The organism is Shewanella sp. 433, assembly GCF_059338565.1.
The window spans coordinates 3,602,346-3,624,383 of sequence record NZ_CM181703.1 but is presented as its reverse complement, the minus strand read 5'-3'; the positions used below and the strand labels follow the sequence as shown (position 1 = coordinate 3,624,383).

21 protein-coding genes are annotated in these 22,038 nt (G+C 45.5%); 12 read left to right on the top strand and 9 right to left on the bottom strand.

What is annotated here, in order from left to right; genetic code table 11:
- The first annotated feature begins 57 nt into the window (after positions 1-57).
- The 4 genes from AC5YB1_RS16075 (at position 58) to AC5YB1_RS16060 (ending at position 5,012) form a co-directional block, all read left to right on the top strand.
- The gene (locus AC5YB1_RS16075; RefSeq protein WP_494519989.1) at positions 58-1,065 is read left to right on the top strand and encodes a Fe(3+) ABC transporter substrate-binding protein; all 1,008 of its coding nucleotides are present in this window, start codon (positions 58-60) and stop codon (positions 1,063-1,065) included.
- Positions 1,066-1,233: 168 nt separating this feature from the next.
- A complete protein-coding gene (locus tag AC5YB1_RS16070) occupies positions 1,234-2,865 on the top strand; it encodes an ABC transporter permease (RefSeq protein WP_494519988.1) in 1,632 nt (543 codons plus the stop codon).
- Positions 2,866-3,906 carry an ABC transporter ATP-binding protein gene (locus AC5YB1_RS16065; RefSeq protein ID WP_494519987.1) on the top strand — a complete coding sequence of 347 codons (1,041 nt, stop codon included), beginning with the start codon at positions 2,866-2,868 and terminating at the stop codon, positions 3,904-3,906.
- Positions 3,907-4,064: 158 nt separating this feature from the next.
- Positions 4,065-5,012, top strand: a complete 948-nt coding sequence (locus AC5YB1_RS16060) for a Dyp-type peroxidase (RefSeq protein ID WP_494519986.1) — start codon at positions 4,065-4,067, stop codon at positions 5,010-5,012.
- A 441-nt stretch (positions 5,013-5,453) separates the two neighbouring features.
- Here the strand turns inward: AC5YB1_RS16060 and argR are convergent, their stop codons facing one another.
- Positions 5,454-5,924 (bottom strand): transcriptional regulator ArgR, encoded by a 471-nt coding sequence (gene argR, locus AC5YB1_RS16055; RefSeq protein WP_110455958.1) that lies wholly within the window; start codon positions 5,922-5,924, stop codon positions 5,454-5,456.
- A 375-nt stretch (positions 5,925-6,299) separates the two neighbouring features.
- Between argR and mdh the strand changes: the two genes are divergently transcribed.
- Positions 6,300-7,235 (top strand): malate dehydrogenase, encoded by a 936-nt coding sequence (mdh, locus tag AC5YB1_RS16050; RefSeq protein WP_494519985.1) that lies wholly within the window; start codon positions 6,300-6,302, stop codon positions 7,233-7,235.
- 75 nt (positions 7,236-7,310) lie between these two features.
- On the opposite strand, the gene ispB is transcribed toward mdh, so the two are convergent.
- A complete protein-coding gene (ispB, locus tag AC5YB1_RS16045; RefSeq protein WP_494519984.1) occupies positions 7,311-8,282 on the bottom strand; it encodes an octaprenyl diphosphate synthase in 972 nt (323 codons plus the stop codon).
- 275 nt (positions 8,283-8,557) lie between these two features.
- Between ispB and rplU the strand changes: the two genes are divergently transcribed.
- The 7 genes from rplU (at position 8,558) to AC5YB1_RS16010 (ending at position 12,800) form a co-directional block, all read left to right on the top strand.
- A complete protein-coding gene (gene rplU / locus AC5YB1_RS16040) occupies positions 8,558-8,869 on the top strand; it encodes a 50S ribosomal protein L21 (RefSeq protein WP_033537952.1) in 312 nt (103 codons plus the stop codon).
- A gap of 14 nt (positions 8,870-8,883) precedes the next feature.
- Positions 8,884-9,138, top strand: a complete 255-nt coding sequence (rpmA, locus tag AC5YB1_RS16035) for a 50S ribosomal protein L27 (protein ID WP_007650346.1) — start codon at positions 8,884-8,886, stop codon at positions 9,136-9,138.
- A gap of 220 nt (positions 9,139-9,358) precedes the next feature.
- On the top strand, positions 9,359-10,528 hold the full coding sequence (cgtA, locus tag AC5YB1_RS16030; protein ID WP_494519983.1) for an Obg family GTPase CgtA: 1,170 nt from the start codon (positions 9,359-9,361) through the stop codon (positions 10,526-10,528).
- Positions 10,529-10,563: 35 nt separating this feature from the next.
- The gene (locus tag AC5YB1_RS16025) at positions 10,564-11,325 is read left to right on the top strand and encodes a threonine/serine exporter family protein (protein WP_494519982.1); all 762 of its coding nucleotides are present in this window, start codon (positions 10,564-10,566) and stop codon (positions 11,323-11,325) included.
- The gene (locus AC5YB1_RS16020) at positions 11,322-11,792 is read left to right on the top strand and encodes a threonine/serine exporter family protein (protein WP_110455963.1); all 471 of its coding nucleotides are present in this window, start codon (positions 11,322-11,324) and stop codon (positions 11,790-11,792) included. The genes AC5YB1_RS16025 and AC5YB1_RS16020 overlap by 4 nt, the downstream gene beginning before the upstream one ends.
- 52 nt (positions 11,793-11,844) lie before the next feature.
- On the top strand, positions 11,845-12,327 hold the full coding sequence (gene folA / locus AC5YB1_RS16015; RefSeq protein ID WP_494519981.1) for a type 3 dihydrofolate reductase: 483 nt from the start codon (positions 11,845-11,847) through the stop codon (positions 12,325-12,327).
- Positions 12,328-12,413: 86 nt separating this feature from the next.
- A complete protein-coding gene (locus tag AC5YB1_RS16010) occupies positions 12,414-12,800 on the top strand; it encodes a DUF3718 domain-containing protein (protein ID WP_494519980.1) in 387 nt (128 codons plus the stop codon).
- Between the two features lie 222 nt (positions 12,801-13,022).
- On the opposite strand, the gene AC5YB1_RS16005 is transcribed toward AC5YB1_RS16010, so the two are convergent.
- The 7 genes from AC5YB1_RS16005 to lptD all read right to left on the bottom strand — a co-directional run bounded on the left by AC5YB1_RS16005 (position 13,023) and on the right by lptD (position 22,017).
- Positions 13,023-15,053: a methyl-accepting chemotaxis protein gene (locus tag AC5YB1_RS16005; protein WP_494519979.1), complete on the bottom strand. Its 2,031-nt coding sequence runs from the start codon at positions 15,051-15,053 to the stop codon at positions 13,023-13,025.
- Positions 15,054-15,156: 103 nt separating this feature from the next.
- Positions 15,157-15,981, bottom strand: a complete 825-nt coding sequence (locus AC5YB1_RS16000) for a symmetrical bis(5'-nucleosyl)-tetraphosphatase (protein ID WP_494519978.1) — start codon at positions 15,979-15,981, stop codon at positions 15,157-15,159.
- Between the two features lie 41 nt (positions 15,982-16,022).
- Positions 16,023-16,403: a Co2+/Mg2+ efflux facilitator ApaG/CorD gene (gene apaG / locus AC5YB1_RS15995; protein ID WP_475515938.1), complete on the bottom strand. Its 381-nt coding sequence runs from the start codon at positions 16,401-16,403 to the stop codon at positions 16,023-16,025.
- A gap of 53 nt (positions 16,404-16,456) precedes the next feature.
- A complete protein-coding gene (gene rsmA, locus AC5YB1_RS15990; protein WP_475515939.1) occupies positions 16,457-17,266 on the bottom strand; it encodes a 16S rRNA (adenine(1518)-N(6)/adenine(1519)-N(6))-dimethyltransferase RsmA in 810 nt (269 codons plus the stop codon).
- Positions 17,266-18,267: a 4-hydroxythreonine-4-phosphate dehydrogenase PdxA gene (gene pdxA, locus AC5YB1_RS15985; RefSeq protein WP_494519977.1), complete on the bottom strand. Its 1,002-nt coding sequence runs from the start codon at positions 18,265-18,267 to the stop codon at positions 17,266-17,268. Before pdxA ends, rsmA begins: the two co-directional genes overlap by 1 nt.
- A gap of 5 nt (positions 18,268-18,272) precedes the next feature.
- Positions 18,273-19,574, bottom strand: a complete 1,302-nt coding sequence (surA, locus tag AC5YB1_RS15980; protein ID WP_494519976.1) for a peptidylprolyl isomerase SurA — start codon at positions 19,572-19,574, stop codon at positions 18,273-18,275.
- Between the two features lie 124 nt (positions 19,575-19,698).
- Positions 19,699-22,017 (bottom strand): LPS assembly protein LptD, encoded by a 2,319-nt coding sequence (lptD, locus tag AC5YB1_RS15975; RefSeq protein WP_494519975.1) that lies wholly within the window; start codon positions 22,015-22,017, stop codon positions 19,699-19,701.
- Positions 22,018-22,038 lie beyond the last annotated feature (21 nt).

Sequence of the window (22,038 nt, the reverse complement as noted above, 5' to 3'; positions counted from 1 at the left end):
TACCCTATTCGCAATTGATAACCATTATCATTATCGGTTTGTGACTGGAGAGTTGAAATGAACTTTACTAAAGGCATTATTGCGTTAGGTTTGGCTTGTATAACATCAATGACAAGTGCCGCTGAGACGTTAACGATTTACTCATATCGGCAGGCATTTTTGATAGATCCCATTTTAACTGACTTTACCAAACAGACGGGTATTGAGGTGAATGTGGTCTTTTCTAAAAATGGCATTGCCGAACGTATTGCCAGAGAAGGGCGCTTATCTCCCGTTGACTTAGTGCTGACATCTGACTTTTCTCGCTTAATGGAATTGACCGAGAAAGGTTTGGTTAGTCCGGTGAAGAGTGATGTGTTGCAGAGCAATATCCCAGAAACGATGCGCTCGCCCAGTGGAGAGTGGTTCGCATTAACTCAGCGGGTGAGAAATATTTATTCATCTAAAGAGCGTTTAGGGCCATTAGATATTGATTATGAAGATCTTGCTGACCCCAAATATAAAGGCAAAATTTGTACTCGCAGCGGTAAACACCCCTATAACATTGCTTTGGTTGCCTCGATGATCGCCCATCATGGTGAAGCTGAAACCAAAGAGTGGTTAAATGGTTTTAAGGCCAATTTGGCACGTAAGCCACAAGGTAATGATCGTGCTCAGGTGCAAGCTGTTAAAGAAGGTTTGTGTGATATTGCCATAGGTAATAGCTATTACTTAGGTAAAATGTTGCAAGATCCTAATCAAGTTGCTTGGGCTGAGGCGGTCAATATTAACTTCCCTAATCAAAGTAATCGGGGTGCGCACATTAATATTTCAGGAATGGCGTTGGCTAAGTATGCCCCCCATAAAGACAACGCAGTCAAATTAATGGAATATTTGTCAGGTGATGCCGCACAGCAATCTTATGCGCAGATCAATATGGAATATCCGGTCAAAGTCGATGTCGCGCCATCTGAGCTAGTGGCCTCTTGGGGGGAGTTTAAAGCCGATGCGTTACCGATCTATAAATTGGCTGAGTATCATCAGGCAGCCGTAAAATTATTAGATGAAGTGAAGTTCGATTTATAACATATAGTCAATGCTTGCTTTTGATATCGGTATAGCCTTCTTATTTAGAAGGCTATTTTGCTTTTTAGCTACAGAGCGCACATTTTTGTAAGTTATAATCGTTTTTATTTAAGCTTCGATTTAGGTTGGTCCTTGATAATTATCTGACTAAGCCAGATGAGATAACGAATGATTTTAGGTTTTGCTCGACGTTGGTCAGTGCTCAGTTACTTGATAGCAGTGATCTTAACACTGCCATTGTTAGCCATTATTGTGCAGGCGGCTGTGCCCGGTGAGGCTATATTTGCTCATCTACTCGATACCGTATTACCCACATATATCTTTAATACGTTGGCGTTGATGCTGTGTGTCTGTATTGGTGCCGTGGTATTTGCACTGCCCGCAGCTTGGTGCATTGCCCGTTGTGAGTTTCCGGGGCGCCAACTCTTCCAGTGGGCATTGTTATTACCTTTAGCTATGCCAGCCTATGTGGTGGCTTATGTGTATACCGATCTGCTCGATTATGCTGGCCCGATTCAACGAAGTTTGCGTACTTTGTTTGGTTGGCAATCGCCCCAAGACTATTTTTTCCCCGATGTACGCACCTTGATGGGTGCAGCAGTGATGTTAGCTTTAGTGTTGTTTCCCTATGTTTATCTGTTGGCTCGCACCGCATTTATGGAGCAATCCTCAAGCTTACAACATGCAGCTCGCGTGATGGGGTGCTCCCCATGGCAAGGTTTTTGGCGCTTAAGTTTACCCATGGCAAGGCCCGCATTAGCCGTTGGCGCTTCTCTGGTCGCAATGGAAACCGCAGCTGACTTTGCTACAGTAAGTTATTTTTCTGTGCCGACATTAACCACAGCGGTATATGACACTTGGCTAGGCTATGGCAGTTTATCTGCTGCCGCCAAGTTATCGGCAATTATGTTGTTGGTGATTTTTTGCATGATTGGCAGTGAGCGTTTTGCGCGCCGTAAGCAAAAGTTATTTCAGAAGCAGGCCGAGCTCAATGATCGTGACCGTTATCTGTTATCGGCACCTAAAGCATGGCTGGCAACTTTTTACTGCGCTGGTTTATTGGTGTTGGCTTTTCTACTGCCTTTTACTGTACTTGTCAGTTATGCTTGGCAATATTTTGAGGTCAGTTGGCACAACCAGTTTTTACAATATAGCTTTAACAGTCTTTACATTGCGTTATTAGTGGCCTTGAGCACTGCGGTTATTGCAGTGGTTCTGATGTTTGTTAGGCGATGTAGCCCACGGCGCAGCGACCTATTACCGTCACGTTTAGCGTCTACCGGCTATGCGCTGCCTGGTACCGTGCTGGCGATTGGGATCTTGGTGCCACTCACTTATATGGATTTTGCCATTAATGATATTTACGCCTACTTCGATGCACAAGGGCCTGGTTTACTGTTAAGCGGCAGCGTATTTGCGTTAATTTTTGCCTTTTCAATTCGCTTTGTGGCTATTGCTATTGGCAGTGTGGAGAGCAGTTACAAGCGTATAAGTCCAACGCTGGATATGGCTTCGATCACCATGGGGCTAAGACCCAACGCCTTGCTGCGTAAGGTGCACCTTCCTCTGTTACGAAAAGGCATTTTTGCTGGCGTGTTGTTGGTGTTTATCGAGTGCATGAAAGAGCTGCCTGCGGCCTTATTACTAAGGCCGGTCGGGTTTGAAAATCTTGCCACCTACGTATATCAGTTCGTGTCAGATGAACAGCTTGAGCATGGCGCTCTGGCGGCTATTGTTATTGTTCTTGTTGGTCTCATTCCGCTGATCTATTTAAACCGTTCTTTGGAGCATAATACTTAAATGTCTACCCTCAATATCGAAGATGTTCATAGTGATTACCAAGGTCTGGTGATTTTAAAAGGACTCAGCCTTAATATTCAACGGGGAGAGATTGCTGCGCTGCTAGGCCCCAGTGGCTGCGGTAAGACTACCCTGCTCAGGGCGATTGCTGGGCTGCAACCTATCTCTGCTGGCAGAATTAGTATCAATAAGCGGTTGTTGTCGGGCGATGATCACTTTGTGCCGAGTGAGCAAAGAGAAGTGGGGATGATCTTCCAAGATTATGCACTGTTTCCCCATTTAACGGTTGCCGACAATATTTTGTTTGGGGTCAAAGGATTAACTAGTGCTGAGCGACAAGCGAGATTAACTGAAATGCTAGCTCTGGTGAAACTCGATGGTTTAGCAACCCGCTATCCACACGAGTTATCTGGCGGTCAGCAACAGAGGGTATCGATTGCTCGAGCACTGGCCTATGAACCTGAGCTATTACTGCTCGATGAGCCTTTTTCTAATATAGATGCCAAAGTGCGTAATGAAATGATGCTGGAGATCCGCAGCATTTTAAAACAACGTAATGTCAGTGCAGTATTTGTGACGCACAGTAAAGATGAAGCCTTTGTATTTGCTGATAAATTAGCGCTATTTAATCAAGGAGCCATAGTGCAATATGGTTGTGCCGAAGCGCTTTACAGTGCGCCAGCCGATAAATATGTTGCTGAATTTTTAGGAGAGGGCAATTATCTTGCTGCTGAGGTGGTGGACGGTTTTACACTCTCTACGCCACTGGGGGTGATTGTCAGCACTGCACCTATGTTGTTTGATGTAGGGCATAGTGGTGAACTGTTATTGCGTCCAGAGCAAATCGATATTCATGCCAATGAGCAAGGGGAGGGGATGATCGTCGAGCGACGTTTTTTAGGCTGTAATTGTCATTATCGAGTATTGGTCGGTACACAACGCTATGATGTTCGCAGCCCCAAAAACGATTTAGCGCTTGGCCAACGGGTTCAATTAGAGGTGATCCCTCATTCCTTGGTGTTATTGTCGCGTCCTGAGTAACATATTTGTCACTCATGGTGGTTGTTCTGGTTAATAAACGTTAATCTAACCGTAAATACGGTTTCTTTTTAACGCGTTGTAGATTGTGTAATACTATTCATCATTAAAGTTTTGGACAATATTGCCGAAAATTGAAACTGACAGAGGGTAGGGTCTATATGGATAGTCAGGTTATGCCACGTGAACAGTTAGGTGTGTGTGCCGAAGGAAATTTGCATAGCGTATATTTGATGTTTAATGCCGAGGACGGTGTGGAATCACAATTACGTCCTTGTGTAGCCAATGTTGCGCAGTACATTTATGAGTTATCGGATCAATATGCCGATAGCGCCTTTAATGGTTTTGTCGCGATTGGTGCTAATTACTGGGACAGCTTATACCCCCAGTCTCGTCCAGCTCAATTGAAACCGTTTCCGGCTATGAATGCCGATAATCGAGATGCCCCTGCACATGAGTATGATCTCTTTATTCATCTGCGGTGTGACCGTTATGATATCTTGCACTTGGTGGCTAATGAAGTGTGCCAGATGTTTGAAGGTTTAGTTGAGCTGGTCGATGAGGAACGTGGTTTTCAGTTTATGGATACGCGGGATCTTACCGGCTTTGTCGATGGTACTGAAAACCCCAAAGGGCGTCACCGCCAAGAGGTCGCCTTAGTTGGGGATGAAGATGCAACCTTCCGTTCTGGTAGTTATGTGCATGTGCAAAAATACGCGCACAACCTGAGTAAATGGAATCGACTTCCTCAGAAAAAGCAAGAAGATATCATAGGTAGAACTAAAATCGATAATATCGAATATGCCTCGCGGGATAAGCCTCTAACCAGCCATACTAAGCGGGTTAATCTGAAAGATAGCCAAGGGCGTTCGATGGAGATCTTAAGGCAGAGTATGCCTTATGGCTCAATGAAAGAGCAGGGGTTGATGTTTATCGCCCTGTGTCGTAATTCTGAGCATTTTGAAAAAATGCTCCACAGCATGATCCACGGTGATGGTGCTGGTAACCATGATCACTTAATGCACTTTACTCAAGCACTGACGGGATCGGCTTTTTTTGCTCCTTCGCTAGATTTTATGCAAAATGCAGCCACCGAAAGTGACGAGTGAATAGCGGCAACCTATTGTTCGTTGCGCCATTGATTAACTACAGTCCTCCAAGTCTGTTGACTCTTTTTTATCGCGCAGTGGTTCAAACTGGTGCGCAAAATGAGTAGCCATCAAAAGCAGGCTGCAATAAAATTCGCCTTAATCGGCTTTAGCAAGTCTTTTTAGCAGGCTGGTTAAGCATCAAAAGCGATAAAATCTTGCATGCTGATTAAATGCCGACAAGAGAAACTTGTCGGCATTTTTATATGATTTTAAGTGACACTGGCTTTGATTGATCATTAACGGCTAAATTGGAGCCATTGTTTTGGCATAAAAAAGACGCCATTGGCGTCTATTTTTCAGTAAATCGTAATTAGTCTTGATCCAGGAGCTGTCATTTAACTGCCAAAATAGAGGCTATTGATTCCTTGAGCTAGCGTGCTATAAAACGCATATAACGAATTAATCGGTATAGTTAAATAATGACTTTATTGTGTTGAACGTTTTACCAACTTCTTGAATATTAGACGGGCAGATAAAAATCGTGTCATCACCAGCAATGGTGCCCAATATTCCCTCTGGTTTACCTATAGAATCCAGCAGTCTAGCGATTAACTGCGCTGCTCCAGGGCTGGTTCTCACCACAATCATAGATTGATTATGGTCGACATCAAGTACGAGGTTTTTCAATGGGCTGCCAGCCGTAGGCACACCTAGTTCTGCAGGGAGGCAGTAAACCATCTCTTGTTTAGCATTACGTGTACGCACCGCGCCAAACTTACTTAGCATGCGCGAGACTTTCGATTGGTTAATATTGTTATAACCTTCGGCTTGAAGTGCATTGACGATTTCGCTCTGAGAGCCAAAGCGTTCCTCTTTTAAAATAGCCTTAAAGGTCTTTACGAGTTCTTCTTGGTTTTTATTGGCTTGCATAAATTTGGCATTCTTTTATTCGTAAAATTGGCTCATTGTGAATAGCTATGCAAAGCAAGTCAAGCCTTACTCGTTGTAGATGAATAAACATTCACTCATTATTGCTGGTGATCATGTAAGTATCGAGGCCGCAGCGATAGGTATCCTTTTCATTTAGCATTATTAATGATGATAAAGGTGGCGGCTGCATCTATGTGTGTTAAGTCAAACGGTTATCAATTAACCGCTAATACATGCACTTTTCGAGGTTATTTATAAAATATCTTGCTACACGACTAAGGGATAATTGAATTATTGATGTGATTGCAGTAATGTTGCGCCATCTGTGAATTTAGATCTATGTCACATAATAACCAAGAATTAACGGAGATAACTATGAAAGTTGCTGTACTTGGTGCCGCTGGTGGTATTGGCCAGGCTCTTGCTCTACTGCTTAAAACTCAATTGCCTGCCGGCTCTAAATTATCCCTTTACGATATCGCGCCAGTGACCCCTGGTGTTGCGGTTGACTTGAGCCACATCCCTACAGCGGTTGAAGTCAAAGGATTTGCGGGTGAAGACCCAACACCAGCACTAGAAGGCGCTGATGTGGTACTTATTTCTGCAGGTGTTGCGCGTAAGCCTGGTATGGATCGCTCAGATCTATTTAACATCAATGCAGGGATCGTTAGAAACCTTGTTGAAAAGTGTGCAGCAACTTGTCCTAAAGCGCTTATCGGTATTATTACCAATCCTGTTAACACCACCGTCGCTATCGCTGCTGAGGTACTAAAGGCTGCAGGCGTTTATGATAAAAACCGTTTATTTGGTGTCACTACCCTTGATGTTATTCGCTCTGAAACCTTCGTGGCCGAAGCCAAAGGGTTAGATGTGGCTGATGTTAAAGTCAATGTCATTGGTGGCCACAGCGGTGTAACCATTCTTCCTCTGCTTTCTCAAGTTGAAGGCGTTACTTTTAGTGATGACGAAGTCGCTGCTTTGACTACTCGTATTCAGAATGCGGGTACTGAAGTGGTTGAAGCTAAAGCCGGTGGTGGTAGTGCAACACTTTCAATGGGTCAGGCTGCGTGTCGTTTTGGTCTGTCATTGGTTCGCGGCCTTCAAGGTGAAGCGAATGTTGTGGAATGTGCCTATGTTGACGGTGGTAGTGAGCATGCAGCATTTTTCGCTCAACCAATCCTTCTAGGTAAGAACGGTGTTGAACAAGTACTGGCTTACGGTGAAGTGAGTGAGTTTGAAGCTAATGCGCGTGATGCGATGTTAGATACGCTAAAGGCTGATATTAAGCTTGGAGTCGAATTCGTTAAGTAAGCTAAACGAATCAATAAAAAAGGAGCCGATTGGCTCCTTTTTTGTTATTTAAATCTTTGCGCCATTAGTCAATCATTAGTGATTACGCGCTACGGCGATTCTAGCGAGTGATATTAGCGCTTGCTTGTAGTCACTCTCTGGCAGTATTGCTAAGGCACTAATGGCCTTATCAGCCTCTTCTAGCGCTCTTTGTTCAGTATATTTGAGTGCACCACATTGCTTGAGCGCATTGAGAATTGTCTCAATGTGACCAGAACCGTCACCTTGCTCAATCGCTTGACGAATCAAGGCTTGCTCTTCATCGGTACCATTGGCAATGGCATAGATTAGCGGTAACGTAGGCTTACCTTCGGCTAAATCATCACCAATGTTCTTTCCTAACTCTTCGGTTTCTGCTGTGTAGTCTAATAAATCATCGGTGAGCTGGAATGCTGTGCCTAAATATTTACCATAGTCAGCTAAGGCGGTTTGCACCTCAATACCGCTATCAGCCAAAACGCCTGCTAAACGGGTCGCAGCTTCAAACAGCTTTGCTGTTTTGCAATAGATGACACGCATATAGCTTTCTTCAGTGGTGTCAGGATCGTTACAGTTCATTAGCTGTAATACTTCGCCTTCTGCTAATACGTTAGTAGCATCGGCTAGGACTTCTAACACTTGCAAGCTGCCCAGCTCGGTCATCATCTGAAACGAGCGAGTATATAAAAAATCACCGACTAACACGCTTGCGCTATTACCAAAAAGTGCATTAGCTGTCTCGCGACCACGTCTTAGCATTGACTCATCTACCACGTCATCATGCAGTAATGAAGCGGTATGAATAAATTCAACGATTGCAGCCAGCTTGATATGAGCTTCACCGTCATAGGCAATCGCACGAGCCGCCAGAATGGATAGCAGTGGGCGCATTCTCTTGCCCCCGCCATTGATAATATAGAATCCAAGTTGGTTAATTAGGGCTACATCTGACTCCAACTGTTTATAGATCAGTTGATCGACGGCTTTCATATCAGCATCAGCCAGCTGACGAATGGCGTTCAAATCCATATTAGGCTCTACTTCTAGTGGTATTTTGTAATTCAGGCAGCCCAAATTAAGGCAAAAATGTTATAGTATTGAGATTCTACCTAAAAATGTCGAGTAAGGCATTATTAGAAGACTAATGTGAGAGTAATTCCGATCTTTTTTTGATCAAAGTGAATTAGGGCTTGTCAGCCTAATGAACTTAGCGTAAACTCCGCGACCATTGTCATTAAAGCTTTTATAGCGCCCAGCCTAACATTAAAAGGTCTGCGTGCTTGAAATATCGGAGTAAAATAGCTATGTACGCTGTTTTTCAAAGTGGTGGTAAGCAGCACCGTGTTGCTGAAGGCCATACAGTTCGTTTAGAGAAATTAGAAGTCGCTACAGGCGAAACTATCGAATTTGACCAAGTTCTTTTGGTTGCTGATGGTGAGACTGTACACGTTGGTGCACCTTTAGTTGAAGGTGGTAAGGTTGTTGCTGAAGTTGTCAGCCATGGCCGTGGCGAAAAGGTAACTATCGTTAAGTTCCGTCGTCGTAAGCACCACGATAAGAAGATGGGCCACCGTCAGTGGTTCACCGAAGTTAAAATTACTGCTATCAACGCTTAATAGGAGTCTAACTCATGGCACATAAAAAAGCTGGCGGTTCTACTCGTAACGGCCGCGATTCAGAAAGTAAACGTCTTGGTGTTAAGCGTTTCGGTGGTGAATCAGTTCTTGCTGGTAACATCATTGTTCGCCAACGTGGTACTAAATTCCACGCAGGTGTTAACGTAGGTATTGGTCGTGACCATACTCTATTTGCACTAACTGACGGTAAAGTTAAGTTTGAAGTTAAAGGTCCTAATAACCGCAAGTTCATTAGTATCGAAGCTTAACTCTTAGTTCACCTAAGATAGTTTATAAAGCCCTGCCTCTGGTAGGGCTTTATTGTTTATAAATCTGGTGAAATGAGCCGGTTACGCTGCTCCAGCACCAGTAAAACATTGAACCCTCAAACCTGTGTATCTCGTTTGAAGTTCAATACAGAAATTGTTTTTTGGCGGTACGATTAGATTGGCAGTATAATCGGTCTATTGTGTGGTGCCTGGAGTTGGTATGAAGTTTGTCGATGAAGCTGTGATCAGAGTAGAAGCTGGTGATGGTGGTAGTGGTTGCGTTAGTTTTAGACGTGAAAAATATGTGCCTGATGGTGGCCCAGACGGTGGTGATGGTGGTGATGGTGGTAGTGTTTATCTGCAAGCAGATGAAAACCTTAATACCCTAATCGACTATCGCTTTGAGCGTTTTCATTTTGCCGAGCGTGGTAAAAATGGCCGTGGCCGTGATTGTACTGGCCACAGTGGTCAAGATCTTATCCTTAAGGTGCCAGTCGGGACCCGCGCCATTGATGAAGAGACTCAAGAGGCATTAGGCGATCTCAAGACCCATGGTCAAAAACTGCTAGTGGCAAAAGGGGGCTTCCACGGCCTAGGTAATACGCGCTTTAAGAGCAGTACCAACCGTGCGCCAAGACAGAAAACCCTTGGTACGCCAGGTGAAGTACGTAGCTTGCGCTTAGAGCTGATGTTACTTGCCGATGTGGGCTTATTGGGTATGCCCAATGCGGGCAAATCAACCTTTATTCGCGCCGTGTCTCGTGCAAAGCCTAAAGTGGCTGACTATCCGTTTACCACATTGGTTCCTAACCTTGGTGTGGTGACGCCGCGTCATGGGCAGAGCTTTGTGATTGCGGATATTCCCGGCTTAATCGAGGGCGCCGCAGAAGGTGCCGGTTTGGGTATTCGCTTCTTGAAACACCTCGAGCGTTGCCGAGTGCTGCTGCATATTTTGGATATTGATCCTATCGATGGCAGCGACCCTGTTGATTCAGCCCGTGCAATTGTTGCCGAGCTTGAAAAGCATTCTCCATTGCTGGCGAGTAAGCCGCGTTGGTTAGTGTTTAACAAGACAGATCTGCTCCTTGAAGAAGAGATCCAAGAGCGAGTAGAGCGTATTGTTAAAGAGTTAGACTGGAAAGGCGAAGTCTTTACTATCTCTGCGTATAATCGCGAAGGCACCCAAGAACTTAGCTTGAAGTTGATGGACTTTATTGCTGCGCTACCTGAAGAGGTAGAAGCGGATCCTGATGCTGAAGTTGAATTCAAGTGGGATAATTATCATCAACAGACTCAAGATGTTGTCAACGAAGATTATAATGGCGATGACTTGGATGATGATGACTTTGACGATGATGATTATGATGTTGAGATCATCTATCAAAGGTAAGCTTAGCTTATTATCGCTTTCATTCTGAGAACCACGTGTACGCAGATACTCAAAATGATATTACTCGGCAAGTTGTCCGGGTTGCCCAACTTTTGCTAGCCTATGGCGCTGAATCTGAACTCATTGAAGAGATCAGCCAGCGCCTCGGTTTGGCATTAGGGTTGGCTAGTGTTGAAATATCCATCTCCTCTAACTCCCTCGTGCTAACCAGCTTAGTGCATGGGCGGTGTATTACCACCACGCGTCGAATTCGCGAACATGGCATAAATATGACCATTATCTGCGAACTACAGCGCATCTGTTTATTAACTGAGAAGGGCATATACGGCTTAAATGAAGTGCGTAAGCGCGTATCTCGTATACAAGCTAAAAGCTACCCTAAGCGCTATTTAATCCCCATGATTGGCTTATCCTGTGGCAGTTTTTGTCACCTATTTGGTGGCGATATGGTAGCGATAATAATCACCATCTTTGCCGCCTCGCTAGGCATGTTTGTGCGCTTAGCCATTGCTAAGCGTCATTTCAATTTATTGGTGAACTTTGCCGTCACTGCCTTTGTGACAACCTTAGTGGCGCAAATGGGCTATCACTTTGATCTTACCAGTACACCAAAGTTACCTATGGCGGCGAGTGTGTTAATGTTGGTGCCGGGCTTTCCGATGATTAATGCGATTTCAGATATGGTTAAGGGACACCTTAACGTGGGGATCTCGCGTTGGGGGCATGCCACTTTATTGACTGTTTCCTCGGTGATCGGCATAACTATCGCGATGCAATTAGGTGGGTTATTCCTTTGATAGAACTCTTACTAAAATTGGCAAACGATGCGCTGTTTTCATCGATTCCGGCGGTAGGTTTTGCCATGGTATTTAACGTGCCGAAACGCTTTTTACCTTATTGTGCGTTAGCCGGCGCAACGGGCCACAGCGTCAGAACCTTGTTATTACATATTAACTTACCTATTGAATGGGCCACGTTTGTGGCGGCTGCATTGGTCGGCGTATTGACGATTAGCTTTGCCAAACGTCATCTTGCGCCACCTTTAATGTACGCAGTAGCGGCTATCATACCTATGATCCCAGGTACTTATGCTTACAATACTGTTATTGCGTTAGTGCAGCTGTCTGCCCAGTCGCAGGTGAGTCCAGAGTTGACTGCTGAAGTGATCAGTAATGGTTTAAAAACGGTATTTATACTCGGTGCATTGTCTGTCGGCTTAGCGATGCCCAGTCTGCTCTATTTTCGCACCCGTCCAGTCATTTAATCCTGTTGATATAATCCGTTTTAATTAAGCGGCCGAGACCGTTGGAGCTAATATGAAAATTGCTATGATTGCCGCGATGGCCAATAACCGTGTGATAGGCAAAGATAATCAGATGCCATGGCATCTGCCTGAAGATCTGCGCCATTTTAAGGCCATGACCTTAGGTAAACCGGTAGTGATGGGGCGTAAGACCTATGAATCCATCGGTCGTCCGTTACCTGGGCGCCACAACATTGTGATTAGTCGTCAGGTCGGACTTACTATTGAGGGCGTGACCTGCGTCGATTCATTTGATGCTGCGCTGCAAGTGGCTGGTGATGGCGATGAGCTCATTATCATTGGTGGTGGTCAGTTGTATCAGGCGTTATTGCCCAGAGCCGATAAACTCTATTTGACCGAGATTAATCTTGATGTTGAAGGGGATACGTTTTTTCCTGATTGGGATGATGGATCGTGGGAGCGAGTGACCACTGAAACACATATGAATGAGAAAGGTTTAGAGTATCGCTTTATCAACTTGGTAAAAAAATGTTAACGTGTGGGTGCTATCCTAAGTAGTCTTAGCGTAAATGTTACCGTTTATGCTATTGAAAAAAATAATAAATATTATAGGAGTACCCCATGCGTCTGTTACCTACGACGATTGCAGTGATATTAGTGGCCTCATCTTATGCGGTGCCAGTAAAAGCCAACGATCAACTAGCTGCCAATATTTGTAATTACGTTCAAGCGGATGATAAAAATCGCTTACGTAAAAAGCTGAAAGAGACTCGTGTAAAACTGCGTAACGTCTACCAAGATATCTCCTGCGATGGTGATAGCTTGTTACGCTTTGCGATGAAAAGTGGCGCTAATGACGTGGGAGCCTTTGTCGCGAAGCGTCTCTCTGCCGAGGATTTGGCCAGTAAAGAAGCTGATGGTCAAAGTATTCTTGAATGGGCTGAGGCTAACGATCATAGTGCGTTGGCGATGACCTCTGCAATTAAAGAACGGATTGCTGGAAGCTAACCTTATACCTAATCTAGAGTTATAAGTATCAAGCCATAAAAAACCGGACTAACAGTCCGGTTTTTTTGGGGTTAATGTTTATCGAGTCATCGCTCCCATCACACTATTATTTCATTGGATAAGTGCAATGAAAGCAGTGCTTTTTTAGCGCCTATAAGCGTCTATAAGCGCCTATAAGCGCCGTTAATCAGGCTTTAGCGAGCGCGAGTAGCGTCATAAGCACTAGACTTTAAACTCGCCTACAGAGGCTTGTAGCTCCTCTGCTAATCGTGCCACCTGATGGCTCGACTGCGCAGTTTGATCTGCACCAATCGCGGTCTCTTCTGAGATGGCGGCGATATGTTCAAGCTTCTCAGACACCTGTTGGCTGACAATGTTTTGTTCTTGCGCCGCATTAGCAATATGGGTGCCTGAATCATGGGCGCGATGCACTGCATGGTTAATGCTTTCGAGCGCGAGGTTAGCTTGCTCTGTTTTCTCTACGCAATGACTGGCTTGCTCTCGTCCTAGTTCCATCACTGATACCGCTTGCTGTGCCCCTTGTTGCAAGACTTCAATCATCTGCTGGATCTCTTGAGTCGAGTCTTGTGTGCGCGAGGCTAAGCTGCGGACCTCATCGGCGACCACGGCAAACCCGCGGCCCTGTTCGCCGGCCCGCGCGGCTTCGATGGCGGCGTTTAATGCCAGTAAATTGGTTTGTTCTGCGATACCGCGGATCACATCCAATATTGAGCCAATCGCGGCGCTGTCAGAATGCAGTTTATTGATCACTTGACCGGCTTTGGTCACTTCCTCGGCTAAGGCTAAAATCGTACGCTTATTGTCATCGGCTATGGTGCGCATATGCTGAGCTTCTTCATCGGCACTTTTTATCTGGCTCAATGCATCATCGGCACTGCTGGTGACTTGCATTGCACTTGAACTTAACTGCGTCGTCGCAGCGGCGACCTGATCGACCTGATTTTTTTGCTCTTGAATACCCGCAGTAGTCTGCGCTGTGATGGCTGATGTCTGCTCAGCTGCGGCGGCCAGCTGATTAGATCTATCCAAAATGCCTTGAATAAGCGTGCGTAAACTATCGACTAAGCGATTACAGTTGCGCGATAACTCGGAAAATTCATCATGGCCCGAATCATCCAATTTATGGGTGAGGTTACCTGATGCGAGAATATCGAGTGCATTATTGACCTCGCCCAATGAGCGGGTCAGTGGGCGGATCACCGCAATGCTCACCATGATAGCGACGATTATGGCGATCACAACCAGTGCCATGGTGCTATAGCTGGCACTGTCGATATCATCTATGGCCTTGTTACTGATGCTTTGAGAGATGTTTTCAATCGACTGATTCAGGTTACTCATGCCTTGATTAACAGTATCGACGTCGGTTTCAACTTTGCTCAATAGATCGGTCGCGGCTATGTCAAAATCCAGTTGTTTCCCCTTTTGTAGCTGGATGGCATTGGGGCCATCAAGTATCACGAGGACTTTAGTTGCTTCTTGGTTAATATTGTCGAGCACCTGCTGGTCGATAACGCCCTCCCAGTGCCGACTCACATAGGCTAGCTTGTTACTAGCATCGCTTAAAATGTAACCTATTTCTTTGGTGATGGTGTCATATTTAGCTTTATCGTTAGTATTAACCAGATCATAACTGCTAGTGATGAGGTTACTAAAGCTGTTATCGATATTACTGGCGGTGGCTGCAATTTCACGTTCGGTAGGATCTTCGCTGATCTCCAGATCGATAAGATCCAGCAGCAATGAAGCGGTGTCATCGGCTGCCACTTCCAAGTCGTCGAGCGTAGCAAGCAAAGCTTCTTGCGTTTGTAGCGACTGTAAACGCGCCGAGATCATTTTTTGGCTATCATCTTCAAAAGCTTGATAACTGGTTTTAAGGGCGGCAATTTGTGTATCGAGCTCTTGCCCTTGTTGCAGCCCTTGAATAATGGTTTGTAAGTTATTTAGCTCGCTAATAAACCCTTTAGCATCTTCGTCGAACCTTGTCTGGATCTGTGGTAGTTGGGCCGAATGCGTACTGTGGTAAGCCTCTAATAGTTGTTTTTCTTGTAGGGCGAGACTTTGTGTCAGGTGGTTACTGCTCTCTAGCGCCGGAAGGCTCAGCTCTTGCAGCACCAAGGTGCTGCTCTTGATATTATTATTGGTGATTAACGAGGCAACGCCTAATGTGATTAACAATAAAGTGACAATGCTAAATCCGCCAATCACTCTTGCGGCGACATTTAATTTCATAGGGGACTCCGATTTTTTTTGTTGTTATATCCCGAATTACCAATATTTTAATAGGGTTGGCAGGGCTGTTACTCTAGCTCTATCGGCCAGTTAGTACTTTATCTTAACCTTTTTTTAACTTGTTTTGGGTGATTTTTTGGTTTGATTCTAAGTGCCAGAGGGTTAAATGTTGACCCCAGCAACAGCCAGTGTCTAATGCTTTAAGCGCTGGATGAGCCACTTTCCCCATTAATGAGGCCCAGTGGCCAAACACTAAAGTATGGGTTTGCGCCGCTAAATTGGGAAGTGCAAACCATGGCACTAAGCCTGGGTGACTGTCACTGTCGGGGGGCTGTTTACAGTCGAAGTCTAAACGACCGTCATGGTGTAAATAACGCATACGGGTGAGAGCGTTAATACAATAGATTTTTCGCTCAAGCGCCGGCATAGATAATGACCAAGTATCGACATCATTGGTGTACATCTTGGCGATAAGCTCGGTTAAATAATCGGGGCGTTGTAGGGCTTCATGTACGCTACGGGCTTCTTGTATGGCGGTTTGTGCGTTCCATTGCGGTGGCACACCCGCATGGGTCATCAGTAATTTGTGTTCACTATGTTGTCGCACCAGTGGCTGTATTCTCAGCCAGTCGATCAGATGGTTAATGTCGCTGGCCGCGAGCAAAGCGTCAAGTTTGTCACTGGGTTTAGGGCGCTTAAGTTTGCCATGTAAGGCTAGCAAATGCAGGTCATGGTTACCCAGCACAGGTTGAGCAGCGCCATCTAATGATTTGATATACCTTAATGTTTCTAGTGACTTATCACCTCTGGCAACCATATCGCCAACCACCCAAAGCTCATCTTTTGATGGGTTAAAATCGACCTGACTCAATATGGCTTGTAGTTCATCAAAACAGCCTTGTATATCGCCGATAAAATAGGTGGCCATCAATTACTCATTTAGTTGGAGGATATAAGAAGTTAAGTACGCTAGTGTATGAGCCCGGGCGCAGCTAAGCGAAAGGGCGCGATGGGGGCTTTAAATTCACGGCCATCTTTTGTGACCATCACATAATGACCTTCCATCACGGCGAAAGGGGTCTCACACACGGTACCACTGGTATATTGGTAGGCGGTGTTCGGTGCAATGGTTGGCGTTTCGCCGACCACGCCTGCACCTTGCACTTCGCTATAATGACCATTGGCATCGGTAATACACCACATACGGCTGATTAGGGTGACGTCTTGCTCACCTAAATTGATAATAGTGATGGTATAGCTAAAGAGGTAACGGTCTTCTGCGGGGGATGACTGCTCTTCGATATATTCAGTTTTAACCTCAATTTTAATTGAGGATTCAAGTGGTTTCATTGAATGTCCTAAATGTAACAGAGAGTGCGGGGAGCTATTCCCCGCGAAGAGACTTAGCCGTTTTTCTTGTCGATGACTAAGTTAGCCATGGCAACGTACTGCTCAACCGTTATCTGCTCTGGGCGTTTGGTCGCATCAATATTGAGCGAAGCAAAGTCTTCATCAGATAGCATCTGTTTGAGATTATTACGCAGCGTCTTGCGGCGCATATTAAATGCGGTCGTACACAGGTGTCTTAATAAGTCGACATCTTTACATGGCCAAGGCTTATTCTTATAAGGCACTAAGCGTACTACGGCCGAGTCAACTTTTGGCGGTGGGGTAAAACATCCCGGTGGCACCTCTAACACAGGCATCACTTGGCAAAAATATTGCGCCATCACCGTTAGGCGACCATAGGCCTTAGTGCCGGGCGAGGCCGATAGACGCAGCACCACTTCTTTTTGCAGCATGAAATGCATATTTTCAATATGCTCTGCAAACTCAAATAGGTGGAACATTAATGGTGTCGAGATGTTGTAAGGCAAGTTGCCAAACACCTTCATCTGCTTGCCTTCTTCCACGAGCTGGTTAAAGTCAAACTTAAGCGCATCACCTTGGTGGATCTCGAGTTTATCTTTAAGAAATGGATGGGTTTTAAGCCGCTCAACCAAGTCTTTATCGAGTTCAACCACGGTCAGCTTGTCGATGCTTTCGGCAACAGGTTCTGTCAATGCCGCTAGGCCTGGACCAATTTCAACCATGACATGGTCATTGTCGGGGGCAATCGCGCCAACAATTCGATTGATCACATTGCTGTCGGTCAAAAAGTTTTGTCCGAAGCGTTTTCTTGCGGTGTGGCCTAAATGTACTTTATTACTCATTACTTCTCTTTTTGTGACTCGTTCGTAGTGGCTAATTCAATAGCCTTGTTTAACGCGCAGACAAAGCTACCTATTTCGGCTTCACCTGTACCAGCAAGGGCTAATGCCGTGCCATGGTCGACGGAGGTGCGAATATAGGGCAAGCCTAAGGTGATATTAACCGCACTGCCAAATCCTCGTGACTTGAGTACTGGCAGGCCTTGGTCGTGATACATGGCCAAGACAACGTCGGCATCTTCTAAATATTTAGGTTGAAATAGGGTATCGGCAGGCAAGGGGCCCACCAGACTCATGCCTTGCTCACGCAGCTCTTCTAATGCTGGACTGATAACATCTATCTCTTCTCGGCCTAAGTGGCCATCTTCTCCTGCATGCGGATTGAGTCCACAGACATATATTTTGGGGTTTTGTAAGCCAAATTTATTCACCAAATCATGGTGTAAAATGTTGATAATTTGATGCAGGCGATCGCGAGTGATCGCTTTAGACACATACGCCAGCGGAATATGAGTGGTCACTAAGGCGACCTGTAATCCGGGGGCGGCCAATAACATCACCACATCTTGGCAGTTTGCCTGATGGGCGAAAAATTCGGTGTGGCCACTAAATGGAATACCCGCTTGATTGATAATCCCTTTGTGCACAGGGCCCGTTACGACGGCATCAAATTCGCCGCTCATATTCTTGTCGCCAGCGTAACTTAATGTGTCAATCACATAGCTGCTGTTTTGTTCGTCAAGCTTGCCGCATACAGATTCGGTGACCAAGGGAAAAGGTACAATGGTCAAGGTGCCTGCTTCTTGAGGTTTAGGGGCTTGATTTGGCTGATAAGGACGCAGCTGGATCGGTAAGCCAATTTTTTTGGCTCTGGCCTTCAATAAAGCCGGATCGGCACAAACAACAAGCTCAGCGGGCCAAGCACGCTGAGCAAGTTGGATGACTAATTCTGGTCCCACGCCAGCCGGTTCGCCCGGCGTGATTGCGATACGTTTAGTCGTCAATATGATTAACCTCGGTTAAAGTCGGCATCAAATACTTCGATGTAAGCTTCCGCTCGCATCTCATCCAGCCAGTTTTGCAGTTCTTCATTAAACTTGCGACGGAAAATCAGTTGATGAGCACGATTAGTATTGAACTTGTCTGTCGCGTCAGTCTTACGTTTTTCTTCAAGCTGTACTATGTGCCAGCCATGACTGGAGCGAAATGGCTCACTGATTTCATTAATTTGTAGAGAGTTCAAGGTTTGTGCAAATGCAGGCACATAAACCGCAGGATCAGCCCAACCTAGCTCGCCACCTTTGGCGGCAGAACCTGGGTCTTCACTGTATTGACGCGCTAAATCGGCAAAATCGACATCTCCGGCACGCAGTTGCTGCACAAAGTTGTCGAGCATGGCCTTAGCGCGCTCTTCCGACAGGATTGGCGATGGTTTAATTAGAATATGGCGAGAGCGAACCTCATCAACCTCTTGGGTTTGTAGGCCGCGCGCATCCATGACCTTGATAATGTGGAAACCCGCACCGCTGCGAACAGGGCCAATAATGTCATTGGTTTTGGCACCCGCCAGTAGTTCAGCAAACAGCGTTGGCATTTCATTGATGTTCATGTAGTCCCAAATACCGCCTTCAAGTGCTTTAGGACCCGCCGATGACGCAATGGCGGTTTGCTTGAAGTCGGCGCCATCTTGCAGACGTTTCAATACGATATTGGCCCGTTTACTGGCACTGTCTAACTGTTCGCTATTGGGGTTGCTTGGTACTTCAATTAAGATGTGACCAATTTGAAACTCCACCTGCTGCATGCCTTGTTCTTCAATCAATTTAACTAGGCTACTGATCTCTTGTGGCGATACTTGAATACGGCGCTGAACCTGAATGCGTTGGATTTCACCTAAGGTGATCTCTTCACGTAATTGTTCGCGATATTGTGCCCAGCTCAAGCCGTCGGCTGCAATTTTGGCTTGCATGTCGGCTACGGTGATATTTTGTTCTCTAGCAATATTCTCAATGGTTTGATCTAGCTGTAAGTCACCAATGTGAAGGCCGATACGGTCTGCCATTTGCAACTGTAAGCGGGTCATGATCAGCCGCTCAATCACCTGGGTACGAAGGGCTTCGTCAGAGGGTAACGCTTGGCCTGCAGCTTCTGCGTTCGCTTTGACTGTGTTTAGCATGTTGGTGATTTCGCTTTCCAGCACAATCCCTTCGTTAATTTGTACTGTCACGCGGTCTAATGGCTGTGCGGCCATAACGCTGTGGCTCATCGCCAATGTGAGTAACGCAATAATCAGTTGTTTACAGGGTCTCATCCACAAAAATCCTTGGCATATTGAGGTCGTTTGTCATTGTTGACCGACCACTTAATTCGATTATTTTGATTGGACTACAAGTCCGTATCTAGGTTCAGCAAAAGAGTAACTAATTTATTGAACCCTAGTTTTTCAAGTAGAGCGGCTTACGATAATTAAACAAACCATCATCGAGCATATCAGCCACACCTAATGGGCCTGAACCACCTAAACCTTTGATAACAAAATTCAGGTAGAAGCCATGCTCAAACAGTTCTCGATCATCAATGGTGGGTTCTAAATTATCATCGTAGTTGGTCTTAATGCGATAATGATAACTTAAGCGTAGCGCCCAGCAACAAGATTCATATTGAAACCCGGTATAGGTTTCAACACTTCGGCTTTCATTGAGGTCATAATACCAGTTGCCAACAATATACAAGTTGTCACTGATTGGCCATGCGCCGCGCACACCTGTTTGTGACACATTAACCGATTCATTGGTGTTGCTGTTAATTAAATCGGGTACATAGCGGTAACTTAACTGCAGTAGTTTATTGGTCTCGGGTCGAAAATCTAATGTGACTTCACTCTTTTTATTTTCACTATTTTCGGTGTCGTATTGAATAGCGCCGCTCATAAACCAATCATTATAGAGTTGCGTATTCAGCTCTGCCGCTAATACCGAGTTAGAGGTATTTTCTTGTTGAAAGCTCTGGTTAGGTTGCGACACCTCGGTGAGGCCGACTTTACTGTCTTCAAAGTAATAAATTTGGCCAATACTGAACTGAAAGGTCTCACGGTTATGCTCATCAAACAGGCGTGTGGTTAACCCGAGTGTCATTTGATTCGCATCGGCAATACGGTCGAGGCCTGAAAAACGGCGATCCCGAAACAGACCATAGTAGTCATCTTGCAGCAAGGCGGTATCGTAGATACCAATTTGCGATTGATCTTCATAGCCGACATACAGGTATTGAAATTGAGGCTCTAATGTTTGACGGTAGTTGACATTAAAATAGTCGGTATAACGCTCAAAATTGATCTGCCCATGCAGGCGCACCTGAGGTAAGGTGCGGCTCACGCTACTGGCTAGCTCAGAATCAGGATTATTATCGGTATCTTGCCAGTAGTTGGTTTGCAGCAGTTTAATTTCGCTGGTTAATGAGCCCGCGGGACCATGAATTGGCAAGGATATACTGGGCTCTAGGTGCAGGCGATTAGCACTATTATACTGATTGTCTTTATGGCGAAAGTTGCTCGCTTCGGCCAGTAGATTAACATCTAAGCCACTCCACAGCTCTGGACTGCGGTAATTGAGCCCCACTTGCGGCATCACCTGATATGGCGATTCATCTTCGCCTAATACCTTAATATCTTGTACTCTGGCAGTGATATCCCAGTTGTTCTCAAAGTAGGCTATCTCACCAATGCGTGACAGTTGGTTATCGGTGGCGCGCAATACGTCCGATTTCAGATCGTTAAAGTAATTATTATCAGAGACATCGGTAAAATTGGCTAATACGCGCCAATTCTCATCCACGGCGCCTTTATGTTGCCAGTGATATAAGTAACGGTCAGAGCGATTAGTCAGTAGGTTGTCGTTGGCTAAATATTCAACATTTAAGCCGCCTTGCTGGGCTTCACCAGCCAGATAACGGAACTCCGTTTTTAAGAACAGACCGCGCGCGGACATGTAATGCGGCGTGAAGGTGAAATCGTATTCGGGAGCGATATTCCAATAATAAGGGGTCGCAAGTTCAACCCCATTGGTGGTGCTGGTACTAAATAACGGAAACAGGAAGCCTGACTTGCGTTTATCCGAGACGGGTATCGTCATGTAAGGTAGATAAAAAACCGGTACGCCAGCAATTCTTAACTTGGCATCCCACAGTTCGCCCCACTCTTCGGTGCTGTCAATTTTAATGGTTTCAGCTTCAAGCAACCAAGAAGTATCGCCCGGAGGACAGGTGGTGAAATTGGTATTGCTCAGATGCAGGTTATTATCTTGAGTGATTTGCAGTTTTTCAGCATCGCCATGAATCTGCTGCCCATGCAGCCAATATTGGGCACCGCTTAATTCGGCGCTATTAGTGCGCATTTGCGCGCTCAATGAGTCGGCGGTAACGGTAAACATACTGTCTTGAAACACCAAGTTACCGTTGGCATCTAAGCGTTCGTTGGCTTGATCTAGCGTTGCGTTATCGGCTGCAATGTGCCGCCCGCCTTGGCTGAAAGAGACATCGCCGCTAAAGGTTGCCTTATCGCCTAACTTAGCCTCAGTGGTGTTTGAAATGATTTTTATTTGCTGTAAATCGAGTGGCACATCAGCGCTATTGGCATCTGGAATAGGCACGGGAGGTTCCACAAGACATTGTGTGTCGGTATCGACGGCGCGATCTAATTCGTCTGCTAGGACTAGGTGTGGAAGCAGTATTAAAGCCAATAAGTAACGGATATGCATCTTTATCGTTTTTGTGATTTC